Genomic DNA, 15,203 nt, shown 5'->3' with positions numbered 1-15,203 from the left:
ATTTGCATTGCCGGCCCGTGGATCGCCGGCCGGGACCAAAGCCCCCCGCGAAAGTCAGGCGATCGCCTCCAGCTCGATGGGGATGCCGGTGTAGAGCACTTGCCCGCCCAGCGGATCGACCTCGGTGGTATCGGTCAGATAATTCACGTTGGCCTTGCCATGCCCGTGCGGGATGGAGGCGACGCCCTGGCGGATCGCCGGATCGACATTGGCGGTCAGGCTGATCTCGCCGCGATCGGAAAACACCCGCACCTGCTGCCCGTGCGCGATGCCATAGGCCGCGGCATCGGCCGGATTGAGGATGATATCGGCCGGGCTGCCGAGGAATTCGAGCGAGCCGTTGAGCTTGCGCCGTTGCCGGCGCGAGATGAAGCGCAGGCGCGGCCGTGCGCCCGGCGCGGCGCGCTCGGCCGCGCGCAGGCCGCGCCAGAATTCCAGCAGCCGGGGCGGCGCCAGCCGCCAGCCGCCCATCCGCGCGATATGCCGATCGAACCAGGCGCCGCCGATCTCGTGCGCGCGCTCGACATAGCCGGTCGCCACCAGTTCCTCGAACGTACAGCGCGCCTCGGGCGTCATCATCCGGGCGAGCATGTGATGATCGGCGCCTGGCGCGCGGTCGTCGTCGGGCACATGATCGGGCACGGCCATGCCCATGCGCCGCATCAGTTGCGCCAGCACCCACCAGGCCGAGCGGCGCTCGCCCATCGGCGGGACCATCGCCGGCGAATACTGCATGCAGACTTGCGAGCCGAGCGTATCCCACAGCGTCATTTCCGGCCGCTCGATCTGGTCCTTGGTCGGCAGGACATGCGTGGAAAGCGCGGTCGTCTCGTTGGCGATGATCTCGAACGAGACCAGCACCTCCAGTTCGCGCAGCGCCGGAGCCAGCGCATTGGCATCGGGGAACGAGCGGATGAGGCTGCCGCCAAGGTTGACCACCGCGCGGATGTTGCCGGCGGCGATCTCGCCGGGCAGCGCGGCGCAGGGCCATTCGCCGATCAGCCCGTCCACCCCCGGCATCGTCGGCGGGCCGGGCGTGAACGGATCGTGCATCGGCGGCATCTCGATCGCATCGAACCGCGTCAGGAAGCCGGGGTGGAACCACACGCCGCCCGGCCGGTTCATCGCGCCCGTCAGGATCATGATCGCCCAGGCGAGCCAGTGCGAGACATTGGCGGTTTCCGACATCGTCACGCCGGTGCCGGTTTCCACCACCACCCTGCCGCGCGCGCGCACGGCCGCGAACAGGTCCGCCAGGTCGCTTTCGGCGACGCCGGCGATCGCGGCGGCGCGCGCCCGGTCGAAGTCCTCCAGCGCCGCGCGCAGTTCCGCCAGCCCCGTGATCGGCTGGGCGGGATGGACCAGCCCGTTGTCGATGATCTCGCGCGCCAGCCAGGCCAGGATCACATGGTCGGTCGCGGGATAAGGCGCGATGTGCCGGGTCGAGAACTTCGCCGTCTCGGTGAACAGCGGGTCGATCGTCCAGACCTCGCCGCGCGCGGCCATGGCCTTGAGCCTGGGGGCGGGATTGAACATGCCGTTGTTGTGCCCGTGGCTGACCATCGGGTTGCTGCCGACGAACAGCACCATGTCGGCATTGTCGAAATCGATCTTGGTGGCAAAGCCGGGAAACCCGCCCATCAGGCTCGCCACCATGATCTTGGCGGTCCCGTCGATCGTGATCGGCGAGAAGCGCGGCGGATGGTTCCAAGCCGCGTGCAGCGCCTCGGCCATGCGATAGCCCGAAGAATCGACGCCCAGCCCGCTGCCGAAAAACATGCCGACCGCGTGCGGGCCATGCCGGGCGACGATGCCGGCCAGCTTCGCGGCCAGATCGTCGAGCGCCTCGTCCCAACTCACCGGCACCAGCTCGCCATGCTTGCGCATCATCGGGGCGGTGATGGCATCGGCATGGTGGTGCCACTGGCCGACCGCGCGGCCCTTGGGGCAAGTGTACCCCCTGGTCAGCGGATGCGCGCGATCGCCCTTGACCTGGACGATCCGGTCGCCCGCCACATCGATCACCACGCCGCACTGGGCGGTGCAGACCTTGCAGTAACCGCGCTTCGTTTCGACTGGCTGGCCCATCACGCATCCACTCCTGCTTCGCGAGCGCATCGGGCCGTGCCCGAAACCCCGCCTTCGCTTCATGCGGGGCGGAAGAGGCTGCCCCCTCTCCCGCCCCATTCGCCCGGCGCGGCCTAGAAGCCCGGCCGGAACGTGAGGCGCAGCCAGACCGAGCGGCCGCGCTGGACATTGCAGCTCGCCTCGCCCAGCCCGGAATCCCCCGGATCCTGCGCCCCCGTGACATCCCCGAAGATCAGGCCCCCTTGCGCGTTCGATGCCGAGCAGTTGGCGGCGGTGATCTTGTCGGTGAGGTTGTTGCCCACCAGCGCGACTTCCCAGCGCTCGTCCGGCCCGCGCAGCGCCACGCTGAGATCGGACTTGAGGAATGCCTTCTGGAAATTGTCGTCATGCGGCCGGCCGATCGCGATGAACGTGACGAAGCGGGACGAATACTGGTTCGAATTGGTGATCGCTATCGCCATGTTGTTGCCCACCGGCAGTTCGTAATCGAACCCGAACGTCGCCTGCCAGTCAGGCGCGCGGATCAGCGGCGTGCCCGACAGATCCTGCGCGGTATTGCGCCCGGTCTGCGGATTGGGAAACTGGTCGCACCCGCGCGAGATGGTCTGGCCGCTCCAGCAGGGCACCGTGTTAAGCTCGCTGTAGCGGCCGTTGTTGTAGTTGAGCGCGCCGGTCAGCGTCAGCCCGTCGATCGTGGGCGGCCGGTAGGTCGCATCGAATTCGACGCCATAGGTCCGCGCGGCGCCGGCATTGACCACGCGGATGATCGGCACGCCATTGTCCGCCGGCTCGATCGCACCGACCTGGAGGCCGGAATACTTGTAGTAATAGGCCGCCAGATTGGCCTGCAGGCTGCCGCCGGCCAGCCGCGTCTTCACGCCCGCCTCGCCGCCGCGCACCTTTTCATCGCCGAACGAATTGTCCGCGCCCGGATTGGGCACGGTGCCCGCGCTGAACGAGCCGGACTTGTAAGCCTGCTTGAGCGAGCCGAACACCGTCAGGCTGTCGGTGGGCGTATAGCTCAGCGTCAGCTCGGGCGAGAAATTGCTGGTGTGGATGCGATCGACCGCCACGGGCACGGGCGCCTGGGTCAGCAGGTTGAACGGATCTTGCGTGCGCCGCTCGTCGGTCCAGCGCGTGCCCAGCGCGATTTCCAGATCGGGCACGACTTTCCAGCGCGCCTGCCCGAACAGCGAGAACGTCTCGATATCGACCTTGGTGTAGCCATCGCTATGTATCGAATCGAGCCCGAGGGCGGCATTGCCCTGGATGGTCACGCCATCCTTGAAATGGCCCTTCTGGTAGAACGCGCCGGCCGTGAAGTTGAGCGGCGAGACGAAATCGCTGTTGAGCCGCAATTCCTGGGTGAATTCATTGCGGTCATAGCCGCTCGAAATGCCCAGCGTCGGCCCCAGCGCGGTGCTGCCGTGCGTGTTGGTAAGGCTCAGCGAGCGCAGCCGGTAAAGCCCGGTGGTCGATGTCAGGGTGATGCGCGGCGTCAGATTGTAATCGAGTTCGAGCGTGCCGTACTTCTGCAGCACGCGCAGGAACGGAACGCCATCGTTGATGATGCCGGGAAACGCGGCCGGATCGTGATAGACCGAATGCAGCACGCGGTTGAGCTTGCAATCGTCACCGCTGATGAACGAGACCGGGATCGGCGCGACGGGCTGCTCGGTGCCTTCCGGGCAGCTCTTGAGCTGGCGCTGATCGGCATCGTTGGCATAATCGCGCACCAGGTTCATCTTCAGCCGGGCGTGGAAATCGGCCGAAGGCTCCCACAACAGCGTGCCGCGCACCTGATAGCTGTGCGAGCGCGACAGGCGATGATAGAGCGGATCGCGCGCGCCCGTGCCGGGGATCGCCACCGCTTCGTTGCGGAAATAGCCCCTGGCCCGCGAATACTGGCCCGCGAGGCGCGCTTTCAACGTATTGCCGATCGGGCCGGAGACGATCAGTTCGGCCGTCTTCTCGTCGGCTTCGAATTCGTAGCCGGCGCGCGCGATGACTTCGGTGCTGTCGGTGGGATCGGCGGTGCGCAGCGCGATCACGCCGCCGGGGCTGCTCTTGCCATAGAACAGCGCCTGCGGCCCTTTCAGCACTTCGATCTGGGCCAGATCGAACATGCCGCTGGCAAACGCCAGGCCCTGCCCCAGCGACAGCCCGTCGATATTGAGCGAGACCGACTGGTCGATGCTGGGGTCCTGCTGCGAGGTGCCGACGCCGCGCAGCGAAACCAGCGCGCCGATCGCGAGCGGGCCCTTGCCGATCGTCAGGCCCGGCACCAGCCGGGGCAGATCGTCGATCCGGTTGACTTGCAGCTTCTGCAGCTTGTCGTCGGAAATCGCGGTCATGATCACCGGCACTTCCAGCAGCGACTCGCTGCGCTTGCGCGCGGTGACGATGATCTCGCTGGTATCGACCGTCGCTTGCGGATGGGAACCTTGCGCCTGTGCGCTCTCCTGCGCGTGGGCCGTACCGGTTCCGATGAATGCCAGGCCCGCCGCGGCGGACAGGCACAGGCTTTGCTTCCAGCAATCAGCTTTCATAACCCTCCCCAAAATCCCAAATCTTTGACTGTATTCACGCCAAGATATCTTGGTCGCTTCTTATGGATTTACTTGATCGCGGCTTGCGGCATCGCGCGCCGGGCGGCTGCCACGCGCCAGCGATGACCTGAAGAACAGTGTCGCACCTCCCAGTCTCTTCGCAGGCCGGCTCGTTTCCCGGAGTTCAGCGGCCCGTTTTTATGTACCGCTACAAATCGTATGTAACGGTATATTTTTTAGCGGTACAAAACCTACTTCGGCAAATTTCGGATGTCAACCGGCCGCGCAAGCAGGCGCAAGATCGGCGCGCCGGGCCGCCGGCGCCATGCGGCTGCGGCGCCTTCCCGGCCCGCGGCGGCGCGCGGCGGCGCAGCTCGCCCTTGCATTGCAACATGGCGCGCGTAAGAAATCGCGATGCAATCCATCGAAACGATCATCGCGGAACTGGTCCGCGTCTACGACGAAGCCGTCGCCACCCTGCAATCCGACATTGCCGCCTTCGTCCGGGACGGCACCCTGCCCCCGGCGGAACGGCGCCTGAGTAACGCCTGGACTTATCCCGAGCTGCGGGTTCACTACTCGGGCCACGAATATCGCCCGGAATCGAGCCGTTCGTTCGGCCGGCTAGACACCACCGGGCTTTATTCCACCACGATCACGCGGCCCGGCCTGTTCCGCGACTATCTGACCGAGCAGCTCGAACTGCTGACCGCCGACTACGGCGTCAGGATCGAGGTCGCACGATCGCGGCAGGAGATCCCTTTCCCCTACGTGCTTGACGGGCAGCCGCTCGGCACGGTCACGCCGCAGGATCTGGCCGCGCATTTCCCTGCGACCGAGCTGGCCATGATCGGCGACGAGATCGCCGACGGGGTCGAGATGGACAGCTTCCACGACTTGCCGCTGGCGCTGTTCGACGGGCTGCGCACCGATTTCAGCCTGGCCCGCCTGGCGCATTACACCGGCACCAGCCCCGATCATTGCCAGCGTTATATCCTGTTCACCAACTATCACCGCTATGTCGATGAATTCGTCGACTGGGCCGGCAAGCAAGTGGGATCGAACGGCTTTACCGCGCTGTCGGGCGCGGGCGGGCTCTATCTGGAAGCGCCGATCGACAACGCGCGCGATCGCCTGTCGGACACCGCCTGGCGGCGTCACCAGATGCCCGCCTATCACCTGACGCGCGAGGATCGTTCGGGCATCACGCTGGTCAACATCGGCGTCGGCCCGTCCAACGCCAAGACGATCACCGATCACCTGGCCGTGCTGCGGCCCGAGGCCTGGCTGATGATCGGCCATTGCGGCGGCCTGCGCAGCTCGCAAAAGATCGGTGACTACGTGCTGGCCCACGCCTACCTGCGCGACGACCATGTGCTCGATCACGTGCTGCCGCCCGAAATCCCGCTGCCAGCCATCGCCGAAGTCCAGCAGGCGCTGGCCGAGGCGGCCGAAGTGGTCAGCGGCACGGGCGGCATGGACCTGAAGAAGCGGATGCGCACCGGCACCATCGTCACCACCGACGATCGCAACTGGGAACTGCGCTACAGCCATTCGGCCAAGCGCTTCAGCCAGTCACGCGCGGTCGCCATCGACATGGAAAGCGCGACGATCTCGGCCCAGGGCTTCCGCTTCCGCGTGCCTTACGGCACGCTGCTGTGCGTTTCGGACAAGCCGCTGCATGGCGAGTTGAAGCTGCCGGGGCAGGCCAACCGCTTCTACGAGGAAGCGATCGCCTCGCACCTCAAGATCGGCCTCAAGACCTGCGAACTGCTGCACGCCGAAGGCGCGCGCCTGCACTCGCGCAAGCTGCGCGCGTTCAACGAACCGCCATTCCGGTGAGCGAATTCCTCCCCGAGCTTGCTCGGGGAGGGGGACCGCGACGCCGCAGGCGTCGGGGTGGAGGGGGATCTTGCGCCGTTACCCCTCCGTCAGCCGCTCATGCGGCTGCCACCTCCCCGAGACAAGCTCGGGGAGGAATTCCTTGCCCTCACCACCCGCAAGTCTTGCCCGCGTTCTGCTTTTCCAGCCATTTCTGCAGCGGCGCGAAGTAGCGCAGCATCGGCTTGCCGCTCATCTCGCGGCTGCCGGTGAAGGCTTCCAGCGCGTCGGGCCAGGGCCTGGATGCGCCCATTTCCAGCATCGCGTTCAGCTTTTCGCCCACCTGCTTGTCGCCGTAGAAGCTGCAGCGATGCAGCGGCCCTTTCCAGCCCGCCTGCTTGCACGCCGCCTCATAGAACTGGAACTGCAGCAGCCGCGCCAGGAAATAGCGGGTGTAGGGCACCACCGCGGCCAGGTGATACTTCGCCCCCGGATCGAACGCGCCGGCCGGGCGCGCACCCGGCGGGACGATGCCCTGATATTGCTGGCGCATGTCGGTCCAGGCCTGCTCGTAGTTCTCGGGCGCGATCTCGCCCGAGAAGACCTTCCAGCGCCAGCGGTCGATCATCAGGCCGAACGGCAGGAAGGCCACCTTGTCCATCGCCTGGCGCAGCAGCAGGCCGATATCCTTGTCCGCGCTGGGCACGCGGGCGGGATCGAGCAGGCCGATCTGGACCAGGTATTGCGGCGTGATCGACAGCGCCATGGTATCGCCGATCGCCTCGTGGAAGCCATCGTTGGCGCCATCGAGGTAATAGGCCGGCTGCGTGTTGTAGGCGCGCTGATAGTAATTGTGCCCCAGCTCATGGTGGATCGTGACGAAATCGTCCGCATTCACCTTGATGCACATCTTGATGCGCAGATCGTCCTTGTTGTCGATGTCCCAGGCCGAGGCGTGGCAGACCACCTCGCGATCCTGCGGCTTCACGAATTGCGAGCGTTCCCAGAAGGTGGACGGCAATTGCTTGAAACCCAGCGAGGAATAGAAACCCTCGCCCGCTTTCACCATCCTGATCGGGTCATAGCCCTTGGCGGTCAGGAGGTCGCCGATGTCATAGCCCAGGTCGCCCGCGCCCGGCGGCGCGACGATGTCATAGATGCCGCCCCATTCCTGCGCCCACATGTTGCCGAGCAGGTCGGCGCGGATCGGGCCGGTCTTCGCCTGCACGCCGTCACCGTATTTCTCGTTGAGCTTGCTGCGGGTGTAGCAGTGGAGCTGTTCGTAAAGCGGCTTCACTTCCTGCCACAGCTTCTCGGTGAGCGTGGCGAACTGCTCGGGCGTCATGTCATAGTTCGAACGCCACAGCGCGCCGGCATCGGCATAGCCCAGCTCCGTGGCCCCTTCGTTGGCCAGCCTGACCATGCGGGCGTAATCCGCCTTCATCGGCGTGCCGACATTGTCGTGCCAGCTCGTCCACATCTCCTTCAGCTCGTCGGGATTGCGGTTGGTGCCCATGGCCGCCTCGATATCGCTGCCGTTGATCGGCTGGCCCCGCAACGTGCCCTTGCCCTTGCCGTAGATGCCCTGCATCCGCGCGGTGAGCGTGGCGATCTCCTCGGCCGCGCCGGGCCGGGTCGGCGCGGGCAGGACGATCATCGTGCGCATCCGGTTGAGCTTGCGGCTGACGTCATAGGGCAGGTCGGGCCGCGCGGCGTATTTCGCGGCCGTCAGCGCGGTATCGACCGTGAACCGGGTGTAATCGGCCCCGGCCCGCGCGGTCAGCGCCTCGGTGTCCTGGTTGATGTAGGTCTCATAGACCCATTCGGCCTGGCCGCCTTCGACCAGCTTCTGCGCATAGGTGGCTTCGGCCTGCTTGACGAAATCCCCGGCGCTCTGGCTGGACGGCGCGGCGTCCTCGGCAAGCGCGGGGGTTGCGGCAAGCGCTCCGGCGAGCGCTGCCAGCGAGACGATGTGCATTTTCATGATGGCTGCCCCGTTGTTTGGGTTTGCGGATGCGCCATGCTTGGCGCCCCCACCCCCACGGGTCAAGCCGCGAGAAATTCCGCGATGGCATCGCCGAACTGGCGCTGGCTGACCGAGGTCATGTGCGTGCCCGGCACTTCGGCATAGCGCGCCTGGGGCAGCGCTTCGGCCAGCCGGGGCGCGGAGCCGTTGTCCCGGTCTTCCGCGCCGCAGACCACCAGCGTCGGCATGGTGACGTGCGCGATCGCCTCGGGCGGAGTGTCGTCCACCGATCCCAGCAGCAGCCGCGTCGCCACCCGGTCAACCTTCTGCGTCTTCATGAAGGACTTGGCGAAGTAGGCGCGATCGCCGCGCATGATCTCGTCAAAGCGGTCGATCGCGTCGATGAAGAAGGCGCTGCGCCGCGCCCAGCCGGCCAGTCCCTCCAGCCCCATGCCGCCCAGCACCAGCCGGCGCGGCGCGAGCCCGGCCAGCACCGATCGCACCGAGGTGCGCGCGCCCAGCGAGAAGCCGCCAAGGTCATAGTCGGCCAGCCCCAGCCCCGCGACCAGCGCGAGCGCGTCCTTGACCAGCACGTCTTCGGGATAGGCGGCCGGATCGTGCGGCGCATCGCTTTGCCCGTGCGCGCGCAAGTCCGGCATGATCGCCTCGAACCCGGCATCGGCGATCCGCGCCGCCGTGCCGAACTTGATCCAGTTGACCCCGGCGCTGGAAAACAGGCCATGCAGCAAGAGCACGGGCCGCCCGGCGCCCAGCCGATGGACGGCCAGCTTCGCGCCGCCCCAGCCTTCATGGAATTCGGTGCGGGGGGCAGTCATCTAGAGAACCTCGATCTGTTCGGCGAATGGCGAACCCTGACAGCGGGTTGCAAGACGACGATCGGCCGTCATCACGCGCAGATCGAGCATTTCGCCAAGCGCCAGAAAAAAGCAATCGTAGACCGGATGATCCAGTTCGATGGCGATGCGCAAGGCCCGCTCAGCCAGGGGAACGGAAGGCAGAAGCTCGATGAAGGAGCCCACCATGGACTGCGCCAGCGCCGCCTGCGCGCGATCCATCTGGCCAAGGCGGCACTTCTTCCAGATCGCGTTGGACATTTCCGCCACGAGGATATCCGGGGCAACCAGATCCTGCCCGATCAGCGCCTTTGCCGCTTCATGATCCGCTTCGATGACAAACCACTTGATGGCAACGCTGGTATCGACAATCCGCTTCACTCGCGCTTGCCATCGCGATCCGCGCGGACCAGATCTTCGGACGGCGTCTGAACCACGCCCTTGGGCGTCATCGCGCTGATACGCCGCGACAGTTCCAGCAGTTCCTCGCGCCGCTTGGCGCTCTTGGGCCGCAAGATCCGCAGCGCCTCGCGGATTTCCGCTTCGAGCGAGCGGTTGTTGCGCGCCGCCGCCTCGCGATAGTCGGCGATCAGGTCGTCATCAAGGTTGCGGATCAGGATCTGGCCCATGCGATGATGATATCATTTTGATAGCATGGCCGCAACACAGCGCTATTCCGGCACCGCCAGCCCTGCCGCCTTCCAGCGTTTCGCCACGCTTTCGGTGGTGGCGCTGTACTGGCGCGGCAGGTCGCGCGTGTCGAGCCAGGCCGCGTGCAGGCTCTCTGCCCCGGCGTGCGCGACCGGCACGAAGGCGGAGGGATCATCAAAGCTGCCCACGGTCAGGTCCATGCCCCCGCCATCGCGGAAGCGGAAGCCCAGCGGCGTGCCGCACCCGGCGCAGAACGGGCGCCGGGCGATAGGCGAACTGTCGTACCAGTCCGGCTCGTGCTCCCACGTCACCGCGTCGGCCGGCACATGCACGAAAGCGGCCGCGAAGCCGCCAGTGGCGCGCTGGCACATGCGGCAGTGGCACAGATAGGCCTCGTCGTCCGCCAGCAGGGCCGTGTAGCGGATGCGGCCGCACTGGCAGCCGCCGGTCATCGCCCGGGTCATGCCGCCAGTTCGGGTTCGATCGGCTTCAGATCGCCCATCAGGTGCGCCATGAAGTCCGCCTTGCCGAGCGCGATGCCCTGCATCCGCAGGATGGCGTAAGCCGTGGTGAGGTGGAAATAGAGGTTCGGCACGATCCAGTCGTCCAGATAGCGCGGTGCCGAAAGATCGAGATAGAGCCCCAGCGGCCCCAGGACGATACGCTTGCCTTCCGGCGTTTCCCCGGCGTCCGCCAATGCCTGCGCCAGCCGGTCCCGCGTCTGTGCGAGGGCCGCGCGCGCTTCGGCCCAGCCCGTCACTTCGGCAACCGTATGAGGTACTTCGTGGCCCCGGCTCCATTCCAGGAACTGCAGCGCCTGGGTGCAGACCGCCGAGACTTGCCAGGCCAGCGGATGCATGTCCGGCGCGAGCCGCGCCTGTGCGAGCTCCTCCAGCGCACGGCCCGCCGGATCGGCTTCGGCCTTGTCGAGAATGCCCGAAAGCGTTGCCAGCCGGCTCGCCAGCCGTTCCAGGGCCGCCGATGCTTCGCGCTTGTCCATGATGCCTATCTCCCTTGCCTTGCAGGTTAGATAGGTGGAGGCGGCGCACCCGCTTGGCAAGCGGGTGCGCTCCGCCGATCACCCCTTCTTGAGGTGGCGCCGTCCCAGCAGCTCGGCGATCTGCACCGCGTTGAGCGCGGCGCCCTTGCGCAAGTTGTCCGAGACGCACCACAGGGCCAGGCCATTCTCGATCGTCGGATCCTCGCGCACGCGGCTGATGTAGGTCGCGCCGTCGCCCACGCATTCGACCGGGGTGACGTATCCGCCGTCCTCGCGCTTGTCGACGAGCATCACGCCCGGCGCCTCGCGCAGGATGTCCTGCGCCTGCTCGGCCGAAAGCTCGCTTTCGAACTCGATGTTGAGCGATTCCGAATGGCCGACGAAGACCGGCACGCGCACGCAAGTGGCATGGACCTTGATCCTGGAATCGAGGATCTTCTTGGTTTCCACCACCATCTTCCATTCTTCCTTGGTCGAGCCATCATCCAGGAAGACGTCGATGTGCGGGATCACGTTGAAGGCGATCTGCTTGGTGAACTTGTGAGGCACCACCGGATCGCCGACGAAGATCGCGCGGCTCTGCTCGAACAGCTCGTCCATACCAGCCTTGCCCGCGCCGGAGGTCGACTGGTAGGTGGAGACGACCACGCGCTTGATCCTCGCGGCATCGTGCAGCGGCTTCAATGCCACCACCATCTGCGCGGTCGAGCAGTTGGGATTGGCGATGATGTTGCGCGCCTTGTAGCCATCGATCGCATCCGGGTTCACTTCGGGCACGATCAGCGGGACGTCGGGCTCCATGCGATAGAGCGAGGAGTTGTCGATCACCACGCAGCCCTGCGAGGCCGCCTTGGGCGCATAGATCCTGGTCGGGCCCGAGCCGGCGGCGAACAGGGCGATGTCCCAGCCGGTGAAATCGAAATGTTCGATGTTCCTCACCTTGAGCATCTTGCCGGTATCGCCGTACTCGATCTCGGTCCCGGTCGAGCGCGGGCTGGCGACGGCGGCGATCTCGTCGCAGGGAAACTCGCGCTCGGCGAGGATGTTCAGCATTTCGCGGCCGACATTGCCGGTCGCGCCGACGACGGCTACCCGATAACCCATTTCACGTATCCCTTGATAAGAAAAACGGCCGGTCTCCTGGTAGTGGAGCCGGCCGCTTCGGTCTGATTTCGTGGTGACTGAACTTTGTGGGATCAGCCTCCCGTCAACCCTGCCCGGCCTCGGCGCCGGGCTTAATGTCGCGGCGCTCGGCAATACGGGCGCGTTTGCCGGTGCGGCCACGCAGGTAATACAGCTTGGCGCGACGCACCACGCCCTTGCGGACGACGGCGATCGAATCGATGTTCGGCGAATAGAGCGGGAACACGCGCTCCACGCCTTCGCCGAAGCTGATCTTGCGGACAGTGAAGTTGGAACCCATGCCGCGGTTCGAACGCGCGATGCACACGCCTTCGAAGTTCTGCACGCGGGTGCGGGTGCCTTCGACGACCTTCACGCCGACGCGAAGCGTATCGCCCGGACGGAACGTCGGGATTTCCTTGGCGGCCTTGGCGATTTCCTCGGCCTCGATCTGCTGAATCAGGTTCATTGACCCTGGTCCTTCATTTTTCGCCGCGCGCCAGAGGCAGAACCCGCCCGAACGCCGGTATGGCGCTCCCGAAGGCATGGCCTGCGTGACCGATTTTTTCCGGTTCCGCCAAAGCGGGAAACCACCTCGCCAAACCCCCCGATCGCAGCTCTTCAAGGGTTCGCGCGCCCTTGCCGCATGCGGAAGGGAATTTCGAAGGCGCGCCCATACGCAAGGGGAGCCCGGATTGCAAGAGGCAAGCCGCGCGTGGCCCCCGCGATCATCCCCTGCGCGCAAGCAATCGTTAACCATCCTGGTGCATGGAGGCTGCGAAAGGGAAGGCATGTCGCTCACCATCGCTCTCGACCGACCCGACGCTCTCGATGGACCCGACGTTCTCGATGGATCCGACCGGCCAGCGGCCACGCCCCGCCGGAACACGGAAACCCGCGCCTTCCTCAACTGGCTGGCCTGCTGGCTGGTGCTGCCCAACCTGCCGTTCCTGCCGATCACGCTGATGGGCGGGCCGCCGCGCTATCCCGAAGTGGTGCTTTGCGGGCTGGCCGGGCTGATCGCGCGGCGGCTGAACTACGCGGGCCGCGCCGGGCTGTTCCTGGCGCTGATGGCCTATCTCGTCATCAGCTTCATCGCGCGCATGTTCAACATGGCGGTGACGATGATCCTTTCGGTGATCGGCCTCGTCTTCGACATGAACCCGCAAGCCTCGATCGAATATGTCGCGGGCGCCGCGCTGCTGCTGCTGATCCTCGGCACCGGGCTGTGGCTGCTACGCCAGCCCAGCGATTTCCGCCGACCCCGCTGGCTGTTCGCCGCCGTGGGCGCCACGCTGCTGCTGACGGGCGGCGACTATGCGATCTCGAAGGACGCGATGGGCTCCTACGCGCGCACCGATCCGCACGGCGCGCCGTTCAGCTCGGCCAGCTCGCAGGCCGGCTTCGCCGCGCTGGCCGACGGCAAGACCAACCTGCTCCTTATCGTGGTGGAAGCGATGGGAGAGCCGCGCGACCCGGCGCTCCGCGCCCGGCTCGATGCGTTCTGGATGCGCCCCGAACTCGCCGGCCGTTACGAGATGATCCACGGCACCACGCCCTATTTCGGATCGACCACCAGTGGCGAGATCCGCGAACTGTGCGGGCATTGGGGCAATTACGATAGGATCCGGGCTCCGCAGCCCGATTGCCTGCCCGCCCTGCTGGCGCGCCAAGGCTATCGCACGACGTCCTACCATGCGTTCGAGCCCGAATTCTTCGATCGCAGCCGCTGGTATCCGCTGATCGGCTTCCAGCGCATGGTCTTCGGGCAGGAACTGCTCGATCACGGCGCGGGCCTGTGTCCCAACGTCTTTCCCGGCGCCTGCGACCGCAGCGTGCCGGGCTTCATCCGCCGCCAGCTCGAAACCGCGAAGCAGCCGCAGTTCATCTATTGGCTGACGCTCAATTCGCATTTGCCGATCGTCGAGAACAAGGCGCTGGGCACCGAGCATTGCGAAGGGCTCGGCGCGAAGTTCGATGGCGATTTCCCGATGATCTGCCGCCTGTTCTCGATCTGGGGCCACACCGCCGACGCGCTGGTGAAGGAGATCGGCCGGCCGGACTTCCCGCCCACCGACATCCTGATCGTCGGCGATCACATGCCGCCCTTCACCCAGCAGCGCAGCCGCCTGCAATTCGATGCCGAGCGCGTACCGTGGATTCTGCTCCGGCACCGCGCGGCGAAAGCGGGAACGCCGGGCGGATAATCAGCTTCGCAGCACGATCACCAGGCCGGCGCGCAGCGGCGGGGTTTCGCCGGGGGCGATCGGCACCCGGGCCGCGTCGGCCCGCGCGCGATCCAGGATCGCGGCCGGCACCCGCGGCTCGTGCGCGATGCAATCGGCCGAGCCGAGCAGGCGCGCCTGGCGCAGCGTCAGGTCTTCGGGATCGGTGCTGGCCAGCACGATCTCGACCATGGCATCGCGCGTGCCGTCCGGCCCGCCGGCCAGCCAGCCGTCGAGCCGCCCGGCGCTCGCGGGATCGAGCGGATCGAGCGCGCCGCCCTGGCCCAGCGCGGCATCGAGCGCGCGGCGGCGATCGCCCGCATCGGGCCAGCGCGCCCGCAGCGCCGCGCGCGCGCCAGCCAGTACCTCGGCCAGCCGGCCCAGCGAGGACGGCAGCAGCGCTTCCAGCCGCAGCCGCAGCGCCTTGGCCAGCCCGGCGGATGCGCCGCCCGTGCCGATCGCCAGCAGGACCGGCGCGCGATCGAGAATCGCGGGCACGATGAAGTCGCACAGCTCGGGCCGGTCGGCGGTGTTGACCAGGATGCCGGCATGGCGCAGCCGCAGCGTATCGGCGCGGGCATCCGCCTCGTCGGCGTGCGCAACGAAGGCCAGCCGCGCGCCCCGGTCGATGCCTTGCGCGGCATCGCCGATCACTTCGCCGCCCGCGCGCTCCACCAGCCGGCGCCGCGCCTCGGCGATGTCCCCGGTCCCCAGCACGATCACCGGCTGCCCGGCGATGCGATGGAACAGGGGAAGGTGCGCGATCATCGGGCGGGCCAGGCCACAAGCGAGCGAACCGCGCGGTGCCACGGGAACTTGCCCGGGATGGCCCATCGCCGCGTCGAAAAACCTGGAAATATCGCCATGTTCCTGCGCCTTCCCGCTGTGTGCCGAGCCATCCCGCCGCAAGCCTCGACAGCGGCGTGC

General features: G+C 66.6%; 13 protein-coding genes. 2 read left to right on the top strand and 11 right to left on the bottom strand.

Features of this window, described 5'->3' with window-relative positions; all coding sequences use genetic code 11:
* Positions 1 to 54: 54 nt before the first annotated feature.
* Entirely contained in the window at positions 55 to 2,088 is a 2,034-nt protein-coding gene (locus PYV00_RS14855; RefSeq protein ID WP_275229076.1) for a molybdopterin-containing oxidoreductase family protein, read from the bottom strand.
* Positions 2,089 to 2,201: 113 nt separating this feature from the next.
* Complete coding sequence (locus tag PYV00_RS14850) at positions 2,202 to 4,637, bottom strand: TonB-dependent receptor (RefSeq protein ID WP_275229075.1); 2,436 nt, start codon at positions 4,635 to 4,637, stop codon at positions 2,202 to 2,204.
* Between the two features lie 414 nt (positions 4,638 to 5,051).
* Here PYV00_RS14850 and PYV00_RS14845 point away from each other — a divergent pair, with 414 nt between their 5' ends.
* Positions 5,052 to 6,479 (top strand): AMP nucleosidase, encoded by a 1,428-nt coding sequence (locus PYV00_RS14845; protein WP_275229074.1) that lies wholly within the window; start codon positions 5,052 to 5,054, stop codon positions 6,477 to 6,479.
* A gap of 148 nt (positions 6,480 to 6,627) precedes the next feature.
* Here the strand turns inward: PYV00_RS14845 and PYV00_RS14840 are convergent, their stop codons facing one another.
* The 8 genes from PYV00_RS14840 to rplS all read right to left on the bottom strand — a co-directional run bounded on the left by PYV00_RS14840 (position 6,628) and on the right by rplS (position 12,520).
* Positions 6,628 to 8,442 carry a M2 family metallopeptidase gene (locus tag PYV00_RS14840; RefSeq protein ID WP_275229073.1) on the bottom strand — a complete coding sequence of 605 codons (1,815 nt, stop codon included), beginning with the start codon at positions 8,440 to 8,442 and terminating at the stop codon, positions 6,628 to 6,630.
* A 62-nt stretch (positions 8,443 to 8,504) separates the two neighbouring features.
* Positions 8,505 to 9,260, bottom strand: coding sequence for an alpha/beta fold hydrolase (locus tag PYV00_RS14835; protein ID WP_275229072.1), 756 nt, complete (start codon positions 9,258 to 9,260; stop codon positions 8,505 to 8,507).
* Positions 9,261 to 9,659 (bottom strand): type II toxin-antitoxin system VapC family toxin, encoded by a 399-nt coding sequence (locus PYV00_RS14830; RefSeq protein ID WP_275229071.1) that lies wholly within the window; start codon positions 9,657 to 9,659, stop codon positions 9,261 to 9,263. It abuts the gene before it with no gap.
* A complete protein-coding gene (locus PYV00_RS14825) occupies positions 9,656 to 9,907 on the bottom strand; it encodes a FitA-like ribbon-helix-helix domain-containing protein (RefSeq protein WP_275229070.1) in 252 nt (83 codons plus the stop codon). Before PYV00_RS14825 ends, PYV00_RS14830 begins: the two co-directional genes overlap by 4 nt.
* A gap of 42 nt (positions 9,908 to 9,949) precedes the next feature.
* Positions 9,950 to 10,393, bottom strand: coding sequence for a GFA family protein (locus PYV00_RS14820; RefSeq protein WP_275229069.1), 444 nt, complete (start codon positions 10,391 to 10,393; stop codon positions 9,950 to 9,952).
* The gene (locus PYV00_RS14815; protein WP_275229068.1) at positions 10,390 to 10,929 is read right to left on the bottom strand and encodes a DUF1993 domain-containing protein; all 540 of its coding nucleotides are present in this window, start codon (positions 10,927 to 10,929) and stop codon (positions 10,390 to 10,392) included. Before PYV00_RS14815 ends, PYV00_RS14820 begins: the two co-directional genes overlap by 4 nt.
* 78 nt (positions 10,930 to 11,007) lie before the next feature.
* A complete protein-coding gene (locus tag PYV00_RS14810; protein WP_275229067.1) occupies positions 11,008 to 12,033 on the bottom strand; it encodes an aspartate-semialdehyde dehydrogenase in 1,026 nt (341 codons plus the stop codon).
* Positions 12,034 to 12,136: 103 nt separating this feature from the next.
* A complete protein-coding gene (gene rplS / locus PYV00_RS14805; RefSeq protein ID WP_275229065.1) occupies positions 12,137 to 12,520 on the bottom strand; it encodes a 50S ribosomal protein L19 in 384 nt (127 codons plus the stop codon).
* Positions 12,521 to 12,842: 322 nt separating this feature from the next.
* On the opposite strand from rplS, the gene PYV00_RS14800 reads away from it, so the two are divergent.
* Complete coding sequence (locus PYV00_RS14800) at positions 12,843 to 14,258, top strand: sulfatase-like hydrolase/transferase (protein WP_275229064.1); 1,416 nt, start codon at positions 12,843 to 12,845, stop codon at positions 14,256 to 14,258.
* Here PYV00_RS14800 and PYV00_RS14795 read toward each other — a convergent pair whose 3' ends face one another.
* Positions 14,259 to 15,044: a precorrin-2 dehydrogenase/sirohydrochlorin ferrochelatase family protein gene (locus tag PYV00_RS14795; protein WP_275229063.1), complete on the bottom strand. Its 786-nt coding sequence runs from the start codon at positions 15,042 to 15,044 to the stop codon at positions 14,259 to 14,261. It abuts the gene before it with no gap.
* Positions 15,045 to 15,203 lie beyond the last annotated feature (159 nt).

Origin of the sequence: Novosphingobium album (ex Liu et al. 2023) (assembly GCF_029076845.1) — a bacterium.
Lineage (GTDB): Bacteria > Pseudomonadota > Alphaproteobacteria > Sphingomonadales > Sphingomonadaceae > Novosphingobium.
Note: the sequence above shows the minus strand (reverse complement) of the source record. Positions and strands in the feature narration are given on the sequence as shown.

Coding starts and splice junctions, on each gene's coding strand:
- PYV00_RS14855 (WP_275229076.1), bottom strand. CDS start 2,088: ATGGGCCAGCCAGTCGAAACGAAGCGCGGTTACTGCAAGGTCTGCACC.
- PYV00_RS14850 (WP_275229075.1), bottom strand. CDS start 4,637: ATGAAAGCTGATTGCTGGAAGCAAAGCCTGTGCCTGTCCGCCGCGGCG.
- PYV00_RS14845 (WP_275229074.1), top strand. CDS start 5,052: ATGCAATCCATCGAAACGATCATCGCGGAACTGGTCCGCGTCTACGAC.
- PYV00_RS14840 (WP_275229073.1), bottom strand. CDS start 8,442: ATGAAAATGCACATCGTCTCGCTGGCAGCGCTCGCCGGAGCGCTTGCC.
- PYV00_RS14835 (WP_275229072.1), bottom strand. CDS start 9,260: ATGACTGCCCCCCGCACCGAATTCCATGAAGGCTGGGGCGGCGCGAAG.
- PYV00_RS14825 (WP_275229070.1), bottom strand. CDS start 9,907: ATGGGCCAGATCCTGATCCGCAACCTTGATGACGACCTGATCGCCGAC.
- PYV00_RS14820 (WP_275229069.1), bottom strand. CDS start 10,393: ATGACCCGGGCGATGACCGGCGGCTGCCAGTGCGGCCGCATCCGCTAC.
- PYV00_RS14815 (WP_275229068.1), bottom strand. CDS start 10,929: ATGGACAAGCGCGAAGCATCGGCGGCCCTGGAACGGCTGGCGAGCCGG.
- PYV00_RS14810 (WP_275229067.1), bottom strand. CDS start 12,033: ATGGGTTATCGGGTAGCCGTCGTCGGCGCGACCGGCAATGTCGGCCGC.
- rplS (WP_275229065.1), bottom strand. CDS start 12,520: ATGAACCTGATTCAGCAGATCGAGGCCGAGGAAATCGCCAAGGCCGCC.
- PYV00_RS14800 (WP_275229064.1), top strand. CDS start 12,843: ATGTCGCTCACCATCGCTCTCGACCGACCCGACGCTCTCGATGGACCC.
- PYV00_RS14795 (WP_275229063.1), bottom strand. CDS start 15,044: ATGATCGCGCACCTTCCCCTGTTCCATCGCATCGCCGGGCAGCCGGTG.